A 20,715-nucleotide genomic window follows, 5' to 3' on the forward strand; every position below is an offset into this window, starting at 1 on the left:
ACTTCATGTTATTCGAGGACATCTATGAAAATGAATTAGTTTGGGAAGGCACTTCTGAGCTTGAGGGGACTAGAATTGATAAGTTTTTATCAGATCAGTTTGAGGGTATTTCTAGAACACAAATACAACAATGGATTAAAGATGGTCATGTTTCAGTAAACAGCCATTCCGTTAAAGTAAATTATAAGGTGCAGGGTAAGGATCAGATTAAGTTATTGGCTCCTTCTCCAACAGAGTTGGAAATTAAGGCAGAATCCATTCCTTTAGACGTAGTCTATGAAGATAAGCATCTTATTGTGGTAAATAAATCTAGAGGCATGGTTGTCCATCCTGCACCTGGAAATTATTCCGGTACATTGGTTAATGCATTGTTGGCTCATTGTAAGGATTTATCAGGCATTAACGGGGTGCTTAGACCAGGGATAGTACATCGGATCGATAAAAATACATCTGGTTTATTAGTATCGGCAAAAGACGATGCAACGCATGCTGGTTTATCTGAGCAGTTAAAGGATCATACCGTTCATAGGAAATATATTGCAGTCGTTCACGGAAAATTGTCACATTTACAAGGTACTGTGGATGCACCAATTGGACGAGATCCAAAAGATCGAAAGTGTTACACAGTGACAAATAAAAACAGTAAAAGAGCTGTTACACATTTTGTAGTTTTGGAGCAATTTAAAAATTATGCATTAATAGAGCTAAGACTAGAGACAGGACGTACGCATCAAATTAGAGTACATATGAAGTTTATTGGTCATCATATTGTAGGTGACCCAACATATGGCCGCAATAAAGGAATATCAATGGAGGGACAAGCATTGCATGCAGCAGAGTTAGGTTTTGTACACCCTATAACTGGTGAGCAACTGATGTTTACTGCTCCGATTCCAGAAGATATGTCAAATGTGTTGGATAAGGTAAAAAGTCAGTAATCATTAGGTTTTTAGTACAAATATAATGTATAAAAATCTATTTAAATATTTCAAAAAACATGATAAATTATTGTAAATTAGATTAAAGGAGTGGATTTCTACTATGTCACAAGAAAATTACATACAAAATCTTTTTGCTGAACGTATTGGTGGAAAAAATTATGGTAAGGATACTGAAATTTATAAATTTGAAAAAATAAAACGTGCAAAGGCGGCTGCAAAAGCAGAACATCCTGATGTTGAATTAATTGATATGGGAGTTGGAGAACCGGACGAAATGGCGGATCCTGGAATTGTGGCTAAACTTGCTGAGGAAGCTGCTAAACCAGAAAACAGAGGTTATGCAGACAATGGTATTAATGAATTTAAAACTGCTGCAGCAAACTATTTGAAAAATGTTTTTAGTGTAGACGGAATAGATGCAGAGAGCGAAATTAATCACTCTATCGGGTCAAAACCTGGATTGGCTATGTTACCTAGTGCATTTATCAACCCTGGTGATGTTACAATTATGACAGTGCCGGGTTATCCAGTAATGGGAACTCATACAAAATACCTTGGTGGGGAAGTATATAACGTACCTTTATTAAAAGAAAATCAATTTCTACCAAACTTAGATTCAATTCCTGAGGAAATTAGCCAAAGAGCTAAATTGTTTTATTTAAACTATCCTAATAATCCTACTGGAGCCGGTGCAACAGTTGAATTTTTTGAGAAAGTGATTGCCTATGCAAAAAAATACGATATCGTAATTGTACATGACGCTCCTTACGCAGCACTAACTTATGATGGTGTGAAACCATTCAGCTTCTTATCTGTACCTGGTGCAAAAGAGGTAGGGGTTGAATTTCATTCATTATCCAAATCTTATAATATGACAGGTTGGAGAATCGGCTTTATTGCAGGTAATCCATTAGTTGTTAAAGCATTTAAGGATATTAAAGATAATAATGATTCAGGTCAGTTTATTGCCATTCAAAAAGCAGCAGCATATGGACTAGAACATCCAGAAATTACAGAAAAAATTGCAGAAAAATATTCAAGACGTCATGATATGCTTGCAAAAACACTAAATGAAGTTGGATTTAAGGCTGAAAAACCAAAAGGATCATTTTTCATGTATGTAGAAGCACCAAAAGCGATTAAAGGTGGTCAAACATTTGAAACAGGTGAAGATTTTTCTCAATATTTAATTAGAGAAAAATTAATTTCTACAGTACCTTGGGATAATGCTGGGCGTTTTGTTAGATTTTCAGTTACATTCAACGCAGCAGGGATTGAAAAAGAAGTGGAAGTCATTGATGAAATTAAACGTAGATTATCTGATGTTGAATTTGTATTTTAGAACAACATTGTATTGACATTACGCTCGAATAATGTCATAATTTTAAAAATGAATAAAATGATGAACCTTTAAAAACAGTCCCGTGAGGCTGGCAAGGTTAACGATTTGAAGCAGAAGTGATGAGGATAGATGAATTTATATACAATAAATTTGCATATTTATCCAAATATGACTGTATTCTTAAATCCTTGCCCAACGGGTAAGGATTTTTTTGATGTAAAGGAAAATATTACGCATAAAAAGCTGACAATAGCATCTCATTTTTGTAAATTATAAGGTGGTTTTTCAAATGAGCAAAGAGCACGTATTGATGGATGAGACTGCAATTCGACGAGCATTGACAAGGATTGCACATGAGATATTGGAAAAAAACAAAGGTGTTGAAAATTGCGTTTTAGTTGGAATTCGTACAAGAGGTATTTATCTAGCTAATCGAATTGCAGAAAAAATAAAAGATATAGAAGGTGTTCCTGTTCCTGTTGCTGAATTGGACGTCACTTCCTATCGAGATGATGTTTCAAATCCAAGTGCAAAAGAGTATAACCAGTCCTTTACCAGTTCATCTATTCAAGACAAGAAAATAATATTATTCGATGATGTTTTATACACTGGAAGGACAGTAAGAGCTGCAATGGATGCATTAATTGATATGGGAAGACCTAAAATGATACAACTTGCGGTTTTAGTTGACCGTGGTCATCGAGAATTGCCGATTAGACCAGATTATGTGGGAAAAAATATTCCTACCTCTAAAATGGAAAATATAAATGTTTCTTTAATTGAAGTTGATTCTGAAGATCAGGTTGTAATTAAACAGCAAAGGAGTTAGATGTTAATGCCTCAAATGAAAGTTGGATCAGATAGACATTTATTGGGTTTGAAAAATCTCAGCAAAACGGAAATATTAGGAATATTAGATCGTGCTTCATATTGGGAAAACTATCCCACTAAAGTTACAAATTATTTGTCAGGGCACTTTGTTGCAAATATGTTCTTTGAAAATAGTACTAGAACTCGCTTTTCCTTTGAGATGGCGGAAAAAAGGCTCAGCACAGAAGTATTAAACTTTTCAGCAGCAGTATCCAGTGTTCAAAAAGGCGAATCCATCTATGACACTGTAAAAACATTGGAATCGATGGGAATTGATGCTGGTGTAATAAGATTAAAGCCAATTGGAGTATTACAAGAGCTTGCTGAAAAAATTAAAATTCCATTAATCAATGCAGGGGATGGAAATAATGAACATCCAACTCAAGCATTGCTGGATATATATACAATGAGAAAACACTTTGGTCAAGTTGATGGACTTCATGTTTCGATTGTAGGTGATATATTACATAGTCGTGTGGCTCGCTCAAATTTATGGGGATTGCTGGCAATGGGAGCAAAAGTGAGTTTCTGTGCACCTGAAAACATGCAGGCACCTGAATTATCTGAATTCGCTCCATATGTGTCCATTGAAGAAGCGTTAAAAGCAGATGTCATAATGATGCTGAGAGTGCAATTAGAAAGGCATGATCAAGGGAAAATTACATCAGCAGAACAATATCGAGAGTTATTCGGATTAACAGAAGAAAGAGAAAAGCTGTTAAAGGATCATGCGATCATCATGCATCCAGCACCTGTTAATCGGAATGTGGAAATAGATGATTCACTTGTAGAGCATCACAGATCAAAAATTTTTCCTCAAATTAGCAATGGTGTACCAATTCGAATGGCTGTTATAGAAAGAGCATTAACCTAAAGTGTAAATATAGGATTGAAATAATAGGGGGTTTTGGAGAATGGGAACTTGGATTTTAAATGGTAAGCTGTTAAATGAAAAAAACAATGAGCTTGAAACAAGACATATTTACATTGAACAAGGGAAAATAAATCAAATTGTAGAGGATGGAGTGCAGCCGCAAACAGATGGTCATGAATGCATTGATGCAGAAGGAAAACTTGTATCTGCTGGTTTTATTGATATGCATGTTCATTTCCGTGAGCCTGGATACGAATATAAAGAAACGATAGCTACAGGTACTAAATCTGCTGCAAAGGGCGGTTTTACAACCGTTGCTTGTATGCCTAATACTAGACCTATAGTAGACGACGTAGAAACTTTACAATTTGTACTTGATAAAGCAGAAACTGAAGGGATTGTACGTGTACTTCCTTACGCTGCTATAACTGAGAATGAACTAGGAAGAGATTTAACGGATTTTGAAGCTTTAAAAAATAAAGGTGCAATTGGTTTTACAGACGATGGTGTAGGTGTGCAAAGTGCACAAATGATGAAAGATGCAATGTATAAAGCAGCTGCAATGAATATGCCGGTGATTGCACATTGTGAAGATAATACGCTAGTGGTTGGTGCTGCTGTAACTGATGGGGCCTTTGCTAAAAAACACGGTCTAAAGGGAATACCAAATGAATCAGAAGCCATTCATGTTGGACGTGACATATTGTTAGCAGAAGCAACAGGCGTTCATTATCATGTATGCCATGTTAGTACAGAGCAATCCGTTAGATTAATCCGTCAGGCTAAGGAGCTGGGTATAAAAGTAACAGCTGAGGTTTGCCCTCATCATTTGTTGCTTTCTGATGAAGATATACCTGCATTAGACGCGAATTGGAAGATGAACCCGCCTCTTCGCACTCCAAAAGATGTAGAGGCTATGATAGAAGCAATAGAGGATGGAACAATTGATATGATTGTAACGGATCATGCTCCGCATAGTGAGGAAGAAAAAGCGCAGGAGCTGCAAAGAGCACCTTTTGGAATTGTAGGATTAGAAACTGCATTCCCATTGCTCTATACAAAATTCGTAAAAACAGGAAAATGGACATTATCATTTTTGATTCAAAAAATGACAGAAAAACCAGCAGATGTGTTCAATCTGGATGCTGGGAAAATAAAAATCGGTGCAGAAGCAGATCTAACCATTGTTGATTTAGAAGTATCGCAAGCAGTAGATCCTAGCACATTTTTATCCAAAGGCAGAAACACACCATTTACTGGTTGGGAGCTTCAAGGATGGCCAGTGAAAACACTCGTTGCAGGAAAAGTGGTTTGGTCAAATTAAGTTGAAGTATTAAGTTTTAAAGCATAGGTTGATACACATAGAAGGAGGACATTATGCAAGCTAAATTATTATTAGAAGACGGTACTCTTTTTACAGGTAAATCTTTTGGAAGTGTAAAAAAAGCAGTTGGTGAAGTTGTGTTTAATACAGGAATTACAGGTTATCAAGAAGTATTGTCAGATCCATCTTATTGCGGACAAATCATTACAATGACTTACCCATTAATCGGAAATTATGGGATATCACGAGACGATTTTGAAGCTGTTCGCCCTTACATTCATGGATTTGTTGTACGTCAGCATGAAGAAGTACCGAGTAATTGGAGAGCAGAATACACGGTTGATAGTTTGTTGAAGGAATATGAGGTTCCTGGAATAAGTGAAATAGATACTCGTATGTTAACTCGTAAACTAAGACATTTTGGTACGATGAGAGGGATTATTGCAACTGGAGATCACTCCGTTGAAGAATTGATGGAACAAGTAAAAGCATCATCTTTATTATCTGACCAAGTGGCTCGTGTTTCAACAAAAAGTATTTTCAGTTCTCCTGGTAATAAGGAAAGAATCGTACTTGTTGATTTTGGTTCAAAAAGTGGAATATTGAGAGAACTTAATAAACGTGATTGTGACGTAATTGTAGTACCGCATGACACAACAGCGGATCAAATTCGAAGATTAAAACCCGATGGCATTTTGTTGTCTAATGGACCAGGAGACCCTAAAAATGTTCCTCAAGCTGTAACGATGATTCAAGATTTATTAGGGGAGTTTCCGATCTTTGGCATCTGTTTAGGACATCAGCTTTTTGCTTTAGCTTGTGGAGCGGACACGGAAAAGCTGAAGTTTGGACATAGAGGCGGGAATCATCCTGTAAAAGAATTGTTCTCAAACCGTTGCTATATTACATCTCAAAACCATGGTTATACAGTAAAAGAAGGATCAGTGAACAACACACCACTTGAAGTAACACACATTAACAATAATGATAAAACTGTAGAAGGACTCAAGCATAAACATGTGCCGGCTTTTTCAGTGCAATATCATCCAGAAGCAGCACCAGGACCATTTGATTCAAGTTATTTATTTGATGATTTTATCAATATGATTAGACGAGCTAAAACAGAAAATCCTCAAATTCCTCGTCAGGCTAAAATTGCTGCGATGAAAGGAGACTTACAAAATGCCTAAAAATACTTCGTTGAAAAAAATACTAGTTATAGGTTCAGGACCCATTGTTATAGGACAAGCGGCTGAATTTGATTATGCAGGAACACAAGCGTGTCAAGCCCTAAAAGAAGAAGGTTATGAAGTCGTACTTATCAATAGTAATCCCGCAACCATTATGACGGATACAAATATGGCCGATAAAGTGTATATTGAACCGATCACTCCAGAGTTTGTTACTCAGGTCATCCGTAAAGAGCAACCTGACGGATTATTGCCTACATTAGGAGGACAAACAGGATTAAACATGGCTGTTGAATTAGCCAAAAGAGGTGTGCTGGAGGAAGAAAATGTTCAACTTCTAGGAACTCAATTATCTTCTATTGAAAAAGCAGAGGATCGTGATTTATTTAGAGATCTTATGCGTGAACTCGAACAACCTGTTCCTGAAAGTGTAATAGTAACTAAGGTTCAAGAAGCTGTTGATTTTGCAAATGAAATAGGTTATCCCATTATTATCAGACCAGCTTACACATTAGGTGGAACTGGCGGTGGTATTGCAGATACAGAGGAAGAATTACGAGAAATTGTAGCAGCAGGGATTCGATATAGCCCGATTGATCAATGTTTAATTGAAAAGAGCATTGCTGGAATGAAGGAAGTAGAGTATGAAGTCATGCGTGATGCTAACGACAATTGTATCGTCGTTTGTAATATGGAGAACTTTGATCCAGTTGGTGTGCATACGGGTGACAGCATAGTTGTAGCTCCTAGCCAAACGTTGTCTGATCGTGAATATCAAATGCTTCGATCTGCATCATTAAAGATCATTCGTGCTTTAAATATTGAGGGTGGATGTAATGTTCAGCTTGCGTTAGACCCATTTAGTTTTGATTATTATGTTATAGAAGTAAATCCGAGAGTTAGTCGATCTTCAGCCCTAGCCTCCAAAGCAACAGGGTATCCGATTGCAAAAATGGCGGCCAAAATTGCAGTTGGTTTAACATTAGATGAGTTAATTAATCCTGTAACAGGTCAAACCTATGCTTGTTTTGAACCAACTTTGGATTATATCGTAAGTAAAATTCCACGCTGGCCTTTTGATAAATTTACGAGTGCGAATCGTAAACTTGGGACTCAGATGAAGGCAACGGGGGAAGTTATGGCGATTGGTCGTACTTTTGAAGAGTCTATGCAAAAAGCTATCCGTTCTTTAGAAATCGATGTACATCGCTTATATATTAAAGAGCTTGAGAATTTGGATGACGAAGTCCTCAAAAACAGATTGCAAACACCTGATGATGAACGTTTGTTTATTATTGCGGAGGCGTATCGCAGAGGGTTTACATTGCAACAAATTCAAGATTTGACGGAAATCGATTGGTGGTTTCTGAATAAACTAGAAGGTTTGATTCAGTTTGAAAATGAGTTGAAGGATTCAGATTTAACGAAAGACTTATTGTTGGAAGCAAAAAGAAAAGGATTTACTGATAAAGCGATTGCTGAGCTTCGCAGAGAATCAAATCCAAACCTATCTTACACAGAAGAACAAGATGTCCGTAAGCTTCGTACACAATTTGAAATCAAACCTGTTTACAAAATGGTAGATACTTGTGCTGCAGAGTTTGAAGCTACGACACCATATTATTATTCTACTTATGAGACAGAGAATGAAGCGATTCAATCTACTAAGGAAAAGGTGATTGTATTAGGTTCAGGTCCTATCCGAATCGGACAAGGGATAGAATTTGATTATTCTACTGTACACGCAGTTTGGGCCATACAAGATGCAGGATATGAGGCTGTGATTATTAACAATAATCCAGAAACAGTGTCCACTGATTTCAGTACATCTGATCAATTGTATTTTGAGCCTTTGTTCTTTGAAGATGTAATGAATATTATTGAACAGGTTCAACCAATTGGTGTTATCGTTCAATTTGGAGGACAAACAGCAATTAATTTAGCTGAGCCATTGTCCAAAGCTGGAGTTAATATTATAGGAACGAGTATTGAAAATATAGATGCTGCTGAGGATCGCAAGGTATTCGAGGCGTTATTAAGGAAATTAGAAATTGCTCAACCTCAAGGTAGTACTGTTACTACAGTGGATCAAGCAGTAGAAACAGCTTCTGCGCTAGGTTATCCCGTATTGGTTCGACCATCTTATGTATTAGGTGGAAGAGCAATGGAAATTGTATATTCTGATGAAGAATTGTTAAGTTACATGGAGAAAGCAGTTAAAATCAATCCTGATCATCCTGTTTTAATTGATCGTTATATGTTAGGGAAGGAAGTTGAAGTTGACGCCATTTGTGACAAGGAGACTGTGGTTATTCCTGGTATTATGGAGCATGTAGAAAGAGCAGGTGTTCACTCAGGAGATTCTATTGCAGTATACCCGACTCAATCCGTTTCCGAAGAAATTAAAAATCAGATTGTAGAAATTACTACGAAAATTGCAAGAGAACTGCAAGTCATTGGATTAGTGAATATTCAATTTGTTATTTTTAAAGAGAAAGTTTATGTGATTGAAGTGAACCCGCGTTCTTCAAGAACAGTTCCTTTCCTAAGCAAAGTAACCAACATTCCGATGGCAAACGTAGCTACGAAGGTGATCTTAGGTCAGAAATTATCTGAATTAGGATATGAAAATGGATTGTGGCCAGAGGATGATTATGTATCCGTTAAAGTACCAGTATTCTCATTTGCTAAGCTGCGCCGAGTAGATACATCACTTGGACCAGAAATGAAATCTACTGGTGAGGTTATGGGACGTGACATTCATTATGCCAAGGCACTTTATAAAGGTTTAATAGGATCAGGCATGAAAATTCCTCAATCTGGTTCCATTATCGTTACTGTTGCTGATAAAGATAAAGATGAAGCAACGGAGTTAATCAAAGGTTTCTATAATCTAGGTTATAAGATTATTGCAACTGGAGGAACTTCCAAAATCTTAGAGGATAGTGGAATGACAGTTCAACATGTCAATAAATTAAAAGAGGGATCGCCTAATATTGTAGATTTAATTCGAAACGGTGAGGCTCAATTTGTTATCAATACATTAACAAAAGGAAAAACACCTGAACGTGATGGATTTAGAATTCGTCGTGAAGCTGTGGAGAACGGAGTTGTATGTTTAACGTCACTTGATACGGTTCGTGCACTTCTTACGATGTTGCAAACCATTAATTATGCATCTACACCAATGCCAGTAATGGGTGAAGATATCACAGAAGTTAAAAAGCTTAGAAATAGACTTGCAGGTGTAAATTAAAGAAAAGAGGGATTGTCTAGGAGGAATCCTGGAAAATCCCTCTCGTTTATATCTTCTAAAGACTTAGATAGGAGTTTTTGTTCAGAGAACGAATATGAAGAAACGAGGTTGATGTTTTGGGGAGACCAGAGGATTTCATGGGTCGGATTATTGTAGCACTGGATTATGAATCAGCTGAAGATGCGAACTCATTATTAGCACAATTAAAAGGAATTCCTTGTTATATGAAGGTGGGGATGCAGCTGTTTTACGCTGCAGGTCCATCCTTTGTTTTGAAGTTAAAGGAACAAGGATATAAGGTTTTTTTAGACTTAAAGATGCATGATATACCGAATACAGTAAAAGGCGGAGCAAATAGTATTACCAAGCTAGGAGTGGATATGTTCAATGTTCATGCTGCTGGTGGAAAAAAAATGATGGAGTATGCGTTAGAAGGGGTTGACCAGGCCGTAACTTCTTCCAATGAAAAGCCGCTAGTAATCGGGGTAACTCAATTAACTAGTACAAATGTTACTACCTTAAATGAAGAAATAGGTATTGCTGGAACGGTTGAAGATGCTGTTCTCCATTATGCGCATTTAGCTAAGAGTGCGGGATTAGATGGAGTAGTCGCTTCCCCATTAGAAGTAACAAATATCAAAGATCAAATTGGAACAGATTTTGTAACAGTGACCCCTGGGATTCGTCCGCAAGGATCTAATATAGGAGATCAGTCTAGAGTAATGACTCCAAAGGAAGCATTTAATCAAGGAACTGACTATATTGTTATTGGAAGGCCAATTACCGCCTCTGATGACCCTCGTAAAGCGTTAGAGAACATTATAGAGGAGTTGAACTAATTATGAATTCTCAATTAGCGAATCAAATTGCACAATCATTATTAGATATAGGTGCTGTCAATCTTAAACCAAAGGATCCATTTACATGGTCTTCAGGTTTATTGTCACCCATTTATTGTGATAACCGTTTAACGATGTCGTATCCGCACATTAGAAATATTGTTGCAGAAGGTTTTGTGCAAGTGATTAAAGAAAAATATCCAGATGTTGAAGTCATTGCCGGTACATCAACAGCAGGTATACCTCATGCAGCTTGGGTTGCTGATAAGCTGGGTTTACCTATGATATATATTCGTGACAAAGCAAAGGGTCATGGAAAGAAAAATCAAATAGAAGGACTTCTTAAACCAGATCAGAAAGTCGTTGTCATTGAGGATTTAATCTCTACTGGAGGCAGTTCATTAAGAGCAGCTAAAGCAGTTCAAGAAGCAGGGGGATATGTACAGGCTGTGGTTGCTATCTTTACTTATCAATTTGAAAAAGCGGCAAATGCTTTTGTTGAAGAGAACATTCAAATGCATACATTGTCTAATTACACAGCACTTATTCAAATTGCTTCTGACATGGGCAAGGTAGAAAGTGAGGATTTGGAATTGCTTCAATCTTGGCGTCATAATCCGGAAAAGTATCTGGTAGACTAATGTAAATGAATAAACTATAATTATACTTTAGAGGAACCGACATGTGATCTCAAATGCATGGCGGTTTTTTTCTTAGAATAGATCATTCATGTTCTTTCAGATAACCATATAAAAAAGGAGATATTATGAAAAAAATAGCACTAATCATTGTAATTATTTTTAGTTCATTTCAATTCAACTTAAGTGTAAGTGAAGCTATTACAATGTCTAATGTTGGAATTGATATTGATGGGAGCAGAGTAGTGTGGCAGGATTTAAAATTAAAATTGAATGTATATGATTTAGAGAAAAAAGAGAACAAACCATTTTCTGATCGTAAGTCAAGGCAATTTTCACCTTCGCTTTATGGCGATAAATTAGTGTATGTAGATGACCGTAACGAGGGTTGGGATATTTATTTATATGACTTTACTAGTGAAGAAGAAATCCCTCTTGTTGTACATGATTCTCATCAGAGCTCACCTTCTTTGTTTGAAAATATCGTAGTCTGGGATGATTTACGAGATGGCGATTTAAATATTTATATGATGGAAATAGAAAAGGGAAATGAAATTCAGGTTACTAACAATCCAGAAACACAACATAACCCAATCATTTATGGTGATAAAATCGTTTGGCAGGATAATCGAAACGGAAACTGGGATATTTATATGTATGATTTAACTTCCAAACAAGAAATCAGAGTGACAAGTAATAAGGATGATCAAATTAACCCTAAAATATATGGGGATACGATCGTTTGGCAAGATTACCGTAATGAGAATCGTGATATTTATATTTATGATATTCTAACAAAGGAAGAGACAAAAATATCAACTGATGGCTCAAATGATAGAAACCCTGACATATATGGGAGTAAGATTGTATGGTCAGGTACAAAAGATAAAGATTCAGTATTTTATATTTACGATTTGAATGACGATGGAGATGTTCAAACGATAACGCATACAATCAACTACCCTGTTATTTATCAAGATAAAGTGGTATGGCAAGATCACGGAATGATTAAAAATAAAACGATAAATTATGAGAACCATAGTCCAGAAATTATTGAATATATACCAAGTCATTATATGAATGTTGGTTTAAATACGATAATTGATTTAACAGAAGTATTTTATGATAAAGACGGAGATTTTTTGACTTATCAAATAGAGAGTAGAGAGGAAGTTGTAGAATTTAGAACTATTGAAAAAACAAACTTAGAACTGACATCTACAGGTTTAGGTAAAACGGAAATTATTATAACAGCTAGTGACAAAAATGGTGGAACTGTAAAAACTGAATTTAAAATACAAGTAATAAATTCCGATCAAAATGATTCCACTTTTAGCGATATTCAAAATCATTGGGCTAAGAATGAGATTGAATTGTTATCCTCGATAAACATTGTGAATGGAATAACAGAAGATGAATTTCATCCAGAAGGTACATTAACACGTGCTCAGATAGCTGCAATGATCGTCAGGGCATTGGAAATTCCAGAAAACAAGTCTGATATATCCTTTTCTGATGTTGTTGATGGATGGTATGTGAAGGATGTTATTACAGCATCAGCGGTTGGATTAGTAAATGGATATGAAGATGGAACCTTTCTTCCTAATAAAGAAATAACTAGGCAAGAATTAGTGGTCATGATGAATCGTGTGATGGAGTATATAGGGAAGGATGTTCAAAAATCCAATATTACAGAAGAAGAAACCCTTTTACAGCCATTTACAGATCAAGATGCAATTAGTGAATGGTCTAAAGATGCAATCCTTGAGTTGTTAGAACTGGATATTGCCTTTGGAAAAACTGAATCTAATTTTGCACCTAAAGAAGATGCTACTAGAGCTGAGGCAGTAGTGATGTTGAGCAGATTGATGCAGTATATGGGCTTAATACAGATATAGCTTTATAAAACACACACGCTATATTCACAAGTTACATGCTGCAAGACCTTCCTCTTCTGTAAAGGAGGTAATAGCATGGCTTCCCTGATAATTGGTAAAATAATCGTGTAAGGTATGAGAAATTTTTTTGTGAAATAGAGGAAAATGAGGGTCTTATTATTCGTTAAGTTATAAACAAAAAAAGAGGGAATTAAGGGTCTTATTCTGATAATTTTCTTGAAAATGAAAATAATCATAAGAATAAGGCTAAAATTTTCCTCTTTTTTTGTATTTACCTATTGCAGTGAAATAAAAACATTTCCCTTATTTATAAGATAACAAATTAAATCCGAAGATTCATTGTAATTTTACAATTGAAAAGCTTCAGCAAGCAACTGATAGGAGTAGATTTTATCTTTGATATCATGGGTGATAGTTACGACCATCAACTCATCTGTACTATACTGATCTCTTAGTTGAAGAAGTTGATGTGCAACTGTAGATTGTGATCCTACAATCATACGCTTTCGATTTAGACGGATTCTTTGCAAATCAAACTCACTGTATGGATAGGCTTCTGCAGCTTCTAGACTTGGTACTCCCTTTCTTTCTGGGCTGCCTTTTTCAAGTAGTAATAAAGAAAGGTCAAGGCTTTTAGCAATTCGTTCAGCTTCTTCATCTGTATCTGCACAAATTACAAAAATAGCTACTATCGTTTTTGGTTCCTTTAAATATTTGGATGGTTTAAAGGCCTGATTATAATGTTCAACAAACTGGGAGCCTCCTTGCCCATTTATAAAATGTGCGAAGGTGTATGGCAGTCCTTTATTTGCTGCTAGGACAGCACTTTCGCCACTCGATCCTAACATCCACAACTCGGGGGCAGTTGGACCTAAGGGTGTAGCTTTTAGTCTAGAAAATCGTTGCTTCTTTTCTTCTTCATCATCATGAATATAGGCCAATACATCATCGATTTGCTCAGGGAATTGATTTACAGTTCGCTGTTTACCTTCTTGCAATGCCATTGTAGCTAAAGGCATTCCTCCTGGTGCTCTCCCTACGCCTAAGTCTATTCGATTAGGGTGGAGTGCTTCTAACAAACGAAAGTTTTCAGCTACTTTATAAGGGCTGTAATGAGGTAACATGACACCACCAGAGCCTACTTTAATCTTAGAAGTGTTTGCAGCTAAATGAGCCATTAATATCTCTGGGGAAGAACCTGCTAATGCCTCTGATTGATGATGCTCAGCCACCCAAAAGCGGTGATAACCCATTTTTTCTGTTGCTTGAGCTAATTGAACTGTATTTGCTAAAGCTTCACTAGCATTGCTGCCTTCAGAAATTGGAGATTGGTCTAGTACACTTAATTTAATCATGGTGAATTCCTTTCCCAAAAAAACGTTGTATTTTATAATATAATAATTTGTTAGTCTTAGTTTGAAGTGTATATTTATAATTTGTAACTAGATTTATTTTAAATATTTTGTATAATTAAATTGCACACAATCAAATTTACCACAGGTCATTTTAGATGTCAAAAAATTTGAACTGTCAGTCAAAGGTTTACAACGAGCCTTGATCCACGATATGATGGCACTGATAATAGGAGTAGGCAGGTGAATACAAATGGATGATCAACTTAGAATAGAAAATCAATTATGTTTTTCGATTTATGCTTTGTCTAAGGAATTTACAAAGCTATATAACTTATTTTTAAAGGATATGAATGTAACGTACCCTCAGTATTTAGTTTTGCTTGTTCTGTGGGAAAAGAATAAATTAACAGTAAAACAACTAGGAGAAAATCTCTTATTGGATTCTGGAACTTTAACACCTCTTTTAAAACGGATGGAAGACGCTGATATAGTAAAACGAGAACGTTCTAAAGAGGATGAACGTAAAGTTTTAGTAAGTTTAACCTCAAAAGGAATGGAAATGAGAGAAAAAGCTGAAAAAATCCCTGTTTGTTTGGCTGAAAAGCTTGGTTTATCACCAGAACAATTTCAAAAAAAATTAGATGAAAATCGAGAGCTGTTAAGTAAAATTTTAGAGGTTGCTGAGTCTTGATTACGACAATGTTAAAAACCTCCATACCATAAATAAATGGTATGGAGGTTTTTAATTGATCTAGGTACACTAGATTGTTCTTTCAAATCCTTTATAACGTGACCCTTGAAAAGTTAACTTACCTAAATCTCCCTCAACTAATAATCCAAACTGTTCACCCGTCATTTCCAACTCCATTCGATCACCACTTTCTACTTCAAACGTGGTGTAGTATGTTGTTGAATTATATGAGCTGTGACGGTCATTCTGTCTTCTTCTTCTTATTTGGTCTCTCTTAGCTACCACTTTGGCATTCACACTCAGTACTGGTTGTTTATTGTTATAGTTCCATTGCGTAATTCCTTTGAATAAAGTGAAAATAATGCCTCCAATCACTATGATAAAGACGATGCTTATAAAGATAGGCACAATCGTAAACATGATGGACGGACCAGTACTTGGAAACCCCATACCTAAATCTCCCCTTTTGTTTTAAAATCTGTATTTTATTTATACGAAATGCAATTTTAAAAGTTTCTATACGTAAAAATATAATATAACAGGTTACATTCTAATATTTAAGCAGCTGAATTATAAAAAAGCCCTCTTCATCCTTTACAAATGGATGAAGAGGGCTATCATGTGGGATATGTATTATTTTTCTTTAGGCAATACAAAACTCTGGTAAGCTGTCCACACTTCGTTTTCTAATTGATAAAGCAAATGAATACGATCCACTTTCATTCGGTACTGAATATTTTGAGATTTTAAGTTTGCAAATATATCAAATAACTCATCTTCCATTAAATTTTGTCCGATCGTTAAATGAGGGGTGAAAGGATATCTAGGCTGCTCCTCTTTGATCATCCCCTTGTTCATTTCCTCGTAAAGATTAGTCATTGGCTCAGTATCCTCAAGGGCAAGGTAAATCACATTGTTCAAAGGAAAAAAGTTGGATACACGGTTAAATGTGATCTCAAATGGAGATAAACTGGAAGTCACATCTTCAAGAAGAGTCACAATCTCATCTAATTGATTTTCATCATTTGATTCAATTTTTTTGATGGTGATATGTGGCGGTATAAGTTTATAATGTGGATCATACCGTTTGCGGTGATTGTTTGCAAAATCTTGAATTTCTTTACTTGGAAATACTACGATTCCATAATTCATAAAAAACAACCTCCTTTTTGAATTTGACTATAGGAGTTATTGCAAAAGTAATACTTTTGCATATGATAACGTATCCAATGGCTTCTAATTCTATTATAGCTGTTTTCCTAGATTTTAATAAGGGTTATTTTGTGAATATATGATATAATATAGAAATCTTTTCAAGGGAGGGAGAACGAATGAAAAGACAAGTTCATAGTAAAGAAGTACGTAGTGCTGTTTTTGAAAAGCTGAAATTACGTGGAGTTAAAATAGAAGATATTGCCTATATTGTATATGAGATGCAGTCAGCTTATCATGAAAATCTTCATATTGATGATTGCGTTGAAAGTGTAGAAGCTGTTCTTGAAAAAAGAGAGGTTCAGCATGCAGTATTAGTTGGGGTTGAGCTTGATGTATTATGTGAAAAGGGAATGTTGTCTGAACCCCTGCAGTCTCTCATTGAAACAGATGAAGGATTATTTGGATGCGACGAGACGCTAGCGATTGGATCTGTTTATGCTTACGGAAGTATAGCTCTCACAACTTTTGGGCATTTGGATAAAAATAAAATAGGAATTATTAAAAAATTAGATACAAAAAGAAACAATGGCATCCATACATTTTTGGATGACTTGGTTGCAAGTATTGCAGCATCTGCCTCCAGTCGCCTTGCTCATCGATTTAGAGATGAAGAAGAACAATAATTCATTATAAAGACTTACACAAAAAGAGGCTGGGACAAAACCCAGCAAAAATGACCGCATGAAATCAAATTTATAAACCTTGATTTCATGCGGTTTTAATTATGCTTATTGTACAAAAACCAGCTAGATTTCAACTTATGTCCCAGCCTCTTTTATTTTGCAAAAAATAATAAAAAAATGTACTAAAAAATTGATTTCGATTGAAATAAAAGTCACAAAAAGGGTTAATCTAAAATAAATGTTAATTGTTTGTGGGGTGAAAATAAATGAAATGGATATATTGTGTGAAATTGTATAATTCAAAATTTCAAGCGGGATGTTTAGCTAAAAGGATGGAGGAAGATTGGTGGATTTATGGCTTTGAATATCCAATGGAAGTAGAGGTCTTTAAATCACAAAAAGGCAGGTATGGTGTGCGTTACACGGTATAAAGTAAATTTTCTAAACATTACGAAAATAAAGATTTTATAAAAACCCTTGACTTTGTTTTTAGCATTGTGTATTATTACTCTTGTCGCTGTTACACAAGCTTTTAACAAGCATTAACGCGGGGTGGAGCAGTCTGGTAGCTCGTCGGGCTCATAACCCGAAGGTCGTAGGTTCAAATCCTGCCCCCGCAACCAAGTTTGGGCCTTTAGCTCAGTTGGTCAGAGCAATCGGCTCATAACCGATTGGTCGGGGGTTCGAGTCCCTCAAGGCCCACCAACTAAAAATGTGCCGGGGTGGCGGAATTGGCAGACGCACAGGACTTAAAATCCTGCGGTAGGTGACTACCGTACCGGTTCGACTCCGGTCCTCGGCACCATTAAAAAACTCCCTTGTTTCTATCCAATCTGGTAGAAAGAAGGGAGTTTTTTTTGATAAACGAATAAGAACATTATTAAGTAAAATATTCTATTCTGGCTTGTGGGAAGAATTTTTCTATACGAGTCATCATGATTTCTTTTATTTCATTGGCTTCATCATCAAGATATACATATTTTCCGATTCCATATCTTCCCCATTTATATTTTCGTTGTTCCTCATTCATTTCTAATTTTGATTTTGGGTAGCGCTTTTGAATGACTCTTTTTGCAGGTTTAGTAAACCGATGTTGAATTAATTCAAAGGTGAGATCAGGAACTTCAATATGCTTCAGCGCCTCTGACAGTTTTAATAACAAATCACTGTACTCCTCTTTCCAATTTTCATGAATGTAAATAGGAGCAATGATAAACCCTAGAGGATAGTTAGCCTCTGCTACTTTTTTTGCAGCAAGAATTCGCTGCTCTAAAGGTGAAGTGCCTGCTTCAAAATTTTTGATTACATATTTTGAATTAATACTGAAACGAAAACGTGTATTTCCATTATGTTCAGCATTTAAGAGATGGTCTACATGATGATATTTAGTTACAAATCTTAGCCTTCCAAGCTGTGTTTTTCCAATAAATTCAATCGTTTTTTTTAAAGAATGTGTCAAGTGATCAATCCCTACAATGTCAGACGTGCAAGCAGCTTCAAAGCGCGTGATCTCAGGTTCTCTTTCTTTGATGTATTTCTCAGCTTGATTAAAAATATCATCTAGATTTACATAAGTTCGAATATAAGGTTTACTTCCAAGTGTTGTTTGTAAATAACAATAATGGCAATGTCCCATGCATCCCGTAGCTAAGGGTATAGCGTATTCAGCGGAAGGTTTGGAACTATCAAACTTTAATGTTTTTCTAATCCCCACTACTAATGTTGATTTAGCAACTCGATATTTTTCCAAATCAGTATCTCCAGGAATATTTCTGACTTGATTATGTGATGTTGTTTTTCTTATTTCCAATCCCATGCTGTTGAATTTGTCCCACAATTCTTTTCCTAATGGATATTCAAGAGCGTTGGGTTCAAAGTAAACAAGTTGAGGTACGAAAGGTTTCATGTTCTTTTTACTCCTTTAGCAACACTTTTACTAATAGGATGTCTATTTGAATTTCATTTTAGTTTTCCTTTTTTTATATGAGGGGGTTAAGGTGAATAAAATGTGTGTTTGTATACTTATAAACGCACAGTTCGATGTTGACAGACTAACATATATTATTTTATACAACGATAGATAGAAGGAGTTGATATGATGGGAACTACACTTGTACCAACTGATGAGCTTACCATACAAGATGTTGTTGACAATGCAAATCCTGGTGACACGATTTGTGTAGACGCTAGCTTACAACTAACATATTTAGAAAGCGTAGTAGTTTTTACAGATAATATCATCATTGTAGGGATAAATGGAACTCCTATAGTCAGCCCAGGAAGTGGTTTAGGTTTTGCATTAAGTGGTGTTACAGGGGTTACGATTGATAATTTTGATATCACAGGTTTTAATGGAACTAACGACGAGGGAATTTTTGTATCAGGTGGTTCTACAATGTGCACAATTGAAAACAATATTATAGATGATAATACAGTTGGTATTTTTTTTGACAATGGATCTGATAATCATACGGTTCAAAATAACATGATTGACAATAATGGTACTGGTATTTTAATTGACGAATCTGAGGAAAATATGATTCTTGACAACATGATTGAAAACAATACTTCCGAAGGCATTTTGTTACGAGATAGTGCAAATAACAATACGATTGATGATAACACCATTGATAATAATGAAGATGGGATTGTGTTAGATGCATCCGAAATGAACATGATACAACAAGATAATATAATAACCAATAATAATAGTACTGGCATTTTATTACGAAACAATTCAAACGTCAATTTGATTGATAATAATACTGTACAAAATAATTCAATAGGAATTTTGCTGGATGATAGTTTAAATAATACAATCGAAAATAATCTAGTTCAATTTAATATCGGTATGGTAGGAACACAGAACTTTAGTATTTCTAAAAGCGATGTAGCGAACTTTGCCTTTTGTGATAAAGAACCAGTTATAGGAATGAATTGTTATCAAGTGAAGGCGGTATTGCTGACTCCTGTGGGGATGATGTAAGCAGTCAAGCATCAATATCAGGTCGTACTTTGGCAGCTGTTTTCTACATGCCTGCTCTCAAAAAAGAGATGGGATTATTGTGTGATTGTGATGATGATTTGATTGATCTAATGCCAAATCAAGAAGAAGTTATTTTAGAGGTCAAAGTGTGTGTGAAAAATAAGAACGAAACAGTAAAGCTTAACTGGTCAGCAAATGAGCGTTTATTTTCAGAGGCGATGTCTGTGGATGGGACTGTTAATCCAAATGTGACTGTTAAATATAGAATGTGTAGAAACGATGAACAAATAGGTTCGACAATCACTTCAAGTATTAATACTTTTTCTGAGTTACTCAGTGATGGTGGTGGAGATGGTATTTTATTAGTTAATGGCTCAGATGATAATATGGTTGAAGATAATAGTGTGACTGAAAATGACAGAGGTATTATTGTTGATAATACGTCAATAAGTAACACTATAGAAACCAATATAGCTTGTGACAATAATATTGTAGACATTTCTGCTGATTCAAATAACAATACCTTAGTTGATAATACATGTAACATTAGTATTCCAGCCGGTTTATGCGCTCAAGGTTGTCCTTAAAAAGGGGAATGAATTGCAAGTACAATAAAAACAGGTTGCTAAATGATATTGAATCACAATCAGCAACCCGTTTATTTTATACCTAA

Annotated in this window: 19 protein-coding genes and 3 tRNA genes; 18 read left to right on the forward strand and 4 right to left on the reverse strand. The window is 35.6% G+C overall.

What is annotated here, in order from left to right; translation table 11 throughout:
* Positions 1–5: 5 nt before the first annotated feature.
* The 10 genes from Q5Y73_RS03575 (at position 6) to Q5Y73_RS03620 (ending at position 13,172) form a co-directional block, all read left to right on the forward strand.
* A complete protein-coding gene (locus tag Q5Y73_RS03575; RefSeq protein ID WP_305990462.1) occupies positions 6–938 on the forward strand; it encodes an RluA family pseudouridine synthase in 933 nt (310 codons plus the stop codon).
* Positions 939–1,041: 103 nt separating this feature from the next.
* Positions 1,042–2,283 carry an LL-diaminopimelate aminotransferase gene (locus tag Q5Y73_RS03580; RefSeq protein ID WP_305990463.1) on the forward strand — a complete coding sequence of 414 codons (1,242 nt, stop codon included), beginning with the start codon at positions 1,042–1,044 and terminating at the stop codon, positions 2,281–2,283.
* A 289-nt stretch (positions 2,284–2,572) separates the two neighbouring features.
* Positions 2,573–3,112 (forward strand): bifunctional pyr operon transcriptional regulator/uracil phosphoribosyltransferase PyrR, encoded by a 540-nt coding sequence (pyrR, locus tag Q5Y73_RS03585; RefSeq protein ID WP_305990464.1) that lies wholly within the window; start codon positions 2,573–2,575, stop codon positions 3,110–3,112.
* A gap of 6 nt (positions 3,113–3,118) precedes the next feature.
* On the forward strand, positions 3,119–4,027 hold the full coding sequence (locus Q5Y73_RS03590) for an aspartate carbamoyltransferase catalytic subunit (protein WP_305990465.1): 909 nt from the start codon (positions 3,119–3,121) through the stop codon (positions 4,025–4,027).
* A 40-nt stretch (positions 4,028–4,067) separates the two neighbouring features.
* Positions 4,068–5,351: a dihydroorotase gene (gene pyrC / locus Q5Y73_RS03595; protein ID WP_305990466.1), complete on the forward strand. Its 1,284-nt coding sequence runs from the start codon at positions 4,068–4,070 to the stop codon at positions 5,349–5,351.
* Between the two features lie 53 nt (positions 5,352–5,404).
* The gene (locus Q5Y73_RS03600; RefSeq protein WP_305990467.1) at positions 5,405–6,541 is read left to right on the forward strand and encodes a carbamoyl phosphate synthase small subunit; all 1,137 of its coding nucleotides are present in this window, start codon (positions 5,405–5,407) and stop codon (positions 6,539–6,541) included.
* A complete protein-coding gene (gene carB, locus Q5Y73_RS03605; RefSeq protein ID WP_305990468.1) occupies positions 6,534–9,797 on the forward strand; it encodes a carbamoyl-phosphate synthase large subunit in 3,264 nt (1,087 codons plus the stop codon). The genes Q5Y73_RS03600 and carB overlap by 8 nt, the downstream gene beginning before the upstream one ends.
* 137 nt (positions 9,798–9,934) lie before the next feature.
* Positions 9,935–10,636, forward strand: coding sequence for an orotidine-5'-phosphate decarboxylase (pyrF, locus tag Q5Y73_RS03610; protein ID WP_305990859.1), 702 nt, complete (start codon positions 9,935–9,937; stop codon positions 10,634–10,636).
* 2 nt (positions 10,637–10,638) lie between these two features.
* Entirely contained in the window at positions 10,639–11,277 is a 639-nt protein-coding gene (pyrE, locus tag Q5Y73_RS03615) for an orotate phosphoribosyltransferase (RefSeq protein WP_305990469.1), read from the forward strand.
* A gap of 125 nt (positions 11,278–11,402) precedes the next feature.
* Positions 11,403–13,172: an S-layer homology domain-containing protein gene (locus Q5Y73_RS03620; RefSeq protein ID WP_305990470.1), complete on the forward strand. Its 1,770-nt coding sequence runs from the start codon at positions 11,403–11,405 to the stop codon at positions 13,170–13,172.
* Between the two features lie 347 nt (positions 13,173–13,519).
* On the opposite strand, the gene Q5Y73_RS03625 is transcribed toward Q5Y73_RS03620, so the two are convergent.
* On the reverse strand, positions 13,520–14,527 hold the full coding sequence (locus tag Q5Y73_RS03625) for an LLM class flavin-dependent oxidoreductase (RefSeq protein ID WP_305990471.1): 1,008 nt from the start codon (positions 14,525–14,527) through the stop codon (positions 13,520–13,522).
* A 250-nt stretch (positions 14,528–14,777) separates the two neighbouring features.
* Here Q5Y73_RS03625 and Q5Y73_RS03630 point away from each other — a divergent pair, with 250 nt between their 5' ends.
* Positions 14,778–15,218, forward strand: coding sequence for a MarR family winged helix-turn-helix transcriptional regulator (locus Q5Y73_RS03630; protein WP_305990472.1), 441 nt, complete (start codon positions 14,778–14,780; stop codon positions 15,216–15,218).
* A 69-nt stretch (positions 15,219–15,287) separates the two neighbouring features.
* Here Q5Y73_RS03630 and Q5Y73_RS03635 read toward each other — a convergent pair whose 3' ends face one another.
* On the reverse strand, positions 15,288–15,668 hold the full coding sequence (locus Q5Y73_RS03635) for a DUF2500 domain-containing protein (protein WP_305990473.1): 381 nt from the start codon (positions 15,666–15,668) through the stop codon (positions 15,288–15,290).
* A 183-nt stretch (positions 15,669–15,851) separates the two neighbouring features.
* Entirely contained in the window at positions 15,852–16,370 is a 519-nt protein-coding gene (locus tag Q5Y73_RS03640) for a 2'-5' RNA ligase family protein (protein ID WP_305990474.1), read from the reverse strand.
* 179 nt (positions 16,371–16,549) lie between these two features.
* On the opposite strand from Q5Y73_RS03640, the gene Q5Y73_RS03645 reads away from it, so the two are divergent.
* From Q5Y73_RS03645 to Q5Y73_RS03665, 5 genes are all read left to right on the forward strand, one after another.
* Positions 16,550–17,056 carry a phosphatidylglycerophosphatase A family protein gene (locus Q5Y73_RS03645; protein ID WP_305990475.1) on the forward strand — a complete coding sequence of 169 codons (507 nt, stop codon included), beginning with the start codon at positions 16,550–16,552 and terminating at the stop codon, positions 17,054–17,056.
* A gap of 266 nt (positions 17,057–17,322) precedes the next feature.
* Positions 17,323–17,487 carry a hypothetical protein gene (locus tag Q5Y73_RS03650; protein WP_305990476.1) on the forward strand — a complete coding sequence of 55 codons (165 nt, stop codon included), beginning with the start codon at positions 17,323–17,325 and terminating at the stop codon, positions 17,485–17,487.
* 115 nt (positions 17,488–17,602) lie between these two features.
* Positions 17,603–17,679, forward strand: a tRNA-Met gene (locus tag Q5Y73_RS03655).
* Positions 17,680–17,684: 5 nt separating this feature from the next.
* A tRNA-Ile gene (locus Q5Y73_RS03660) sits at positions 17,685–17,761 on the forward strand.
* 11 nt (positions 17,762–17,772) lie between these two features.
* Positions 17,773–17,861, forward strand: a tRNA-Leu gene (locus Q5Y73_RS03665).
* A gap of 75 nt (positions 17,862–17,936) precedes the next feature.
* Here Q5Y73_RS03665 and splB read toward each other — a convergent pair.
* Positions 17,937–18,962: a spore photoproduct lyase gene (gene splB / locus Q5Y73_RS03670; RefSeq protein WP_305990477.1), complete on the reverse strand. Its 1,026-nt coding sequence runs from the start codon at positions 18,960–18,962 to the stop codon at positions 17,937–17,939.
* Positions 18,963–19,154: 192 nt separating this feature from the next.
* On the opposite strand from splB, the gene Q5Y73_RS03675 reads away from it, so the two are divergent.
* Entirely contained in the window at positions 19,155–20,042 is an 888-nt protein-coding gene (locus Q5Y73_RS03675) for a right-handed parallel beta-helix repeat-containing protein (RefSeq protein WP_305990478.1), read from the forward strand.
* Positions 20,043–20,089: 47 nt separating this feature from the next.
* Positions 20,090–20,629: a NosD domain-containing protein gene (locus tag Q5Y73_RS03680; RefSeq protein ID WP_305990479.1), complete on the forward strand. Its 540-nt coding sequence runs from the start codon at positions 20,090–20,092 to the stop codon at positions 20,627–20,629.
* Positions 20,630–20,715: the final 86 nt, after the last annotated feature.

The organism is Chengkuizengella axinellae (assembly GCF_030730905.1).
In the GTDB taxonomy this organism is placed as follows: domain Bacteria; phylum Bacillota; class Bacilli; order Paenibacillales; family KCTC-33759; genus Chengkuizengella; species Chengkuizengella axinellae.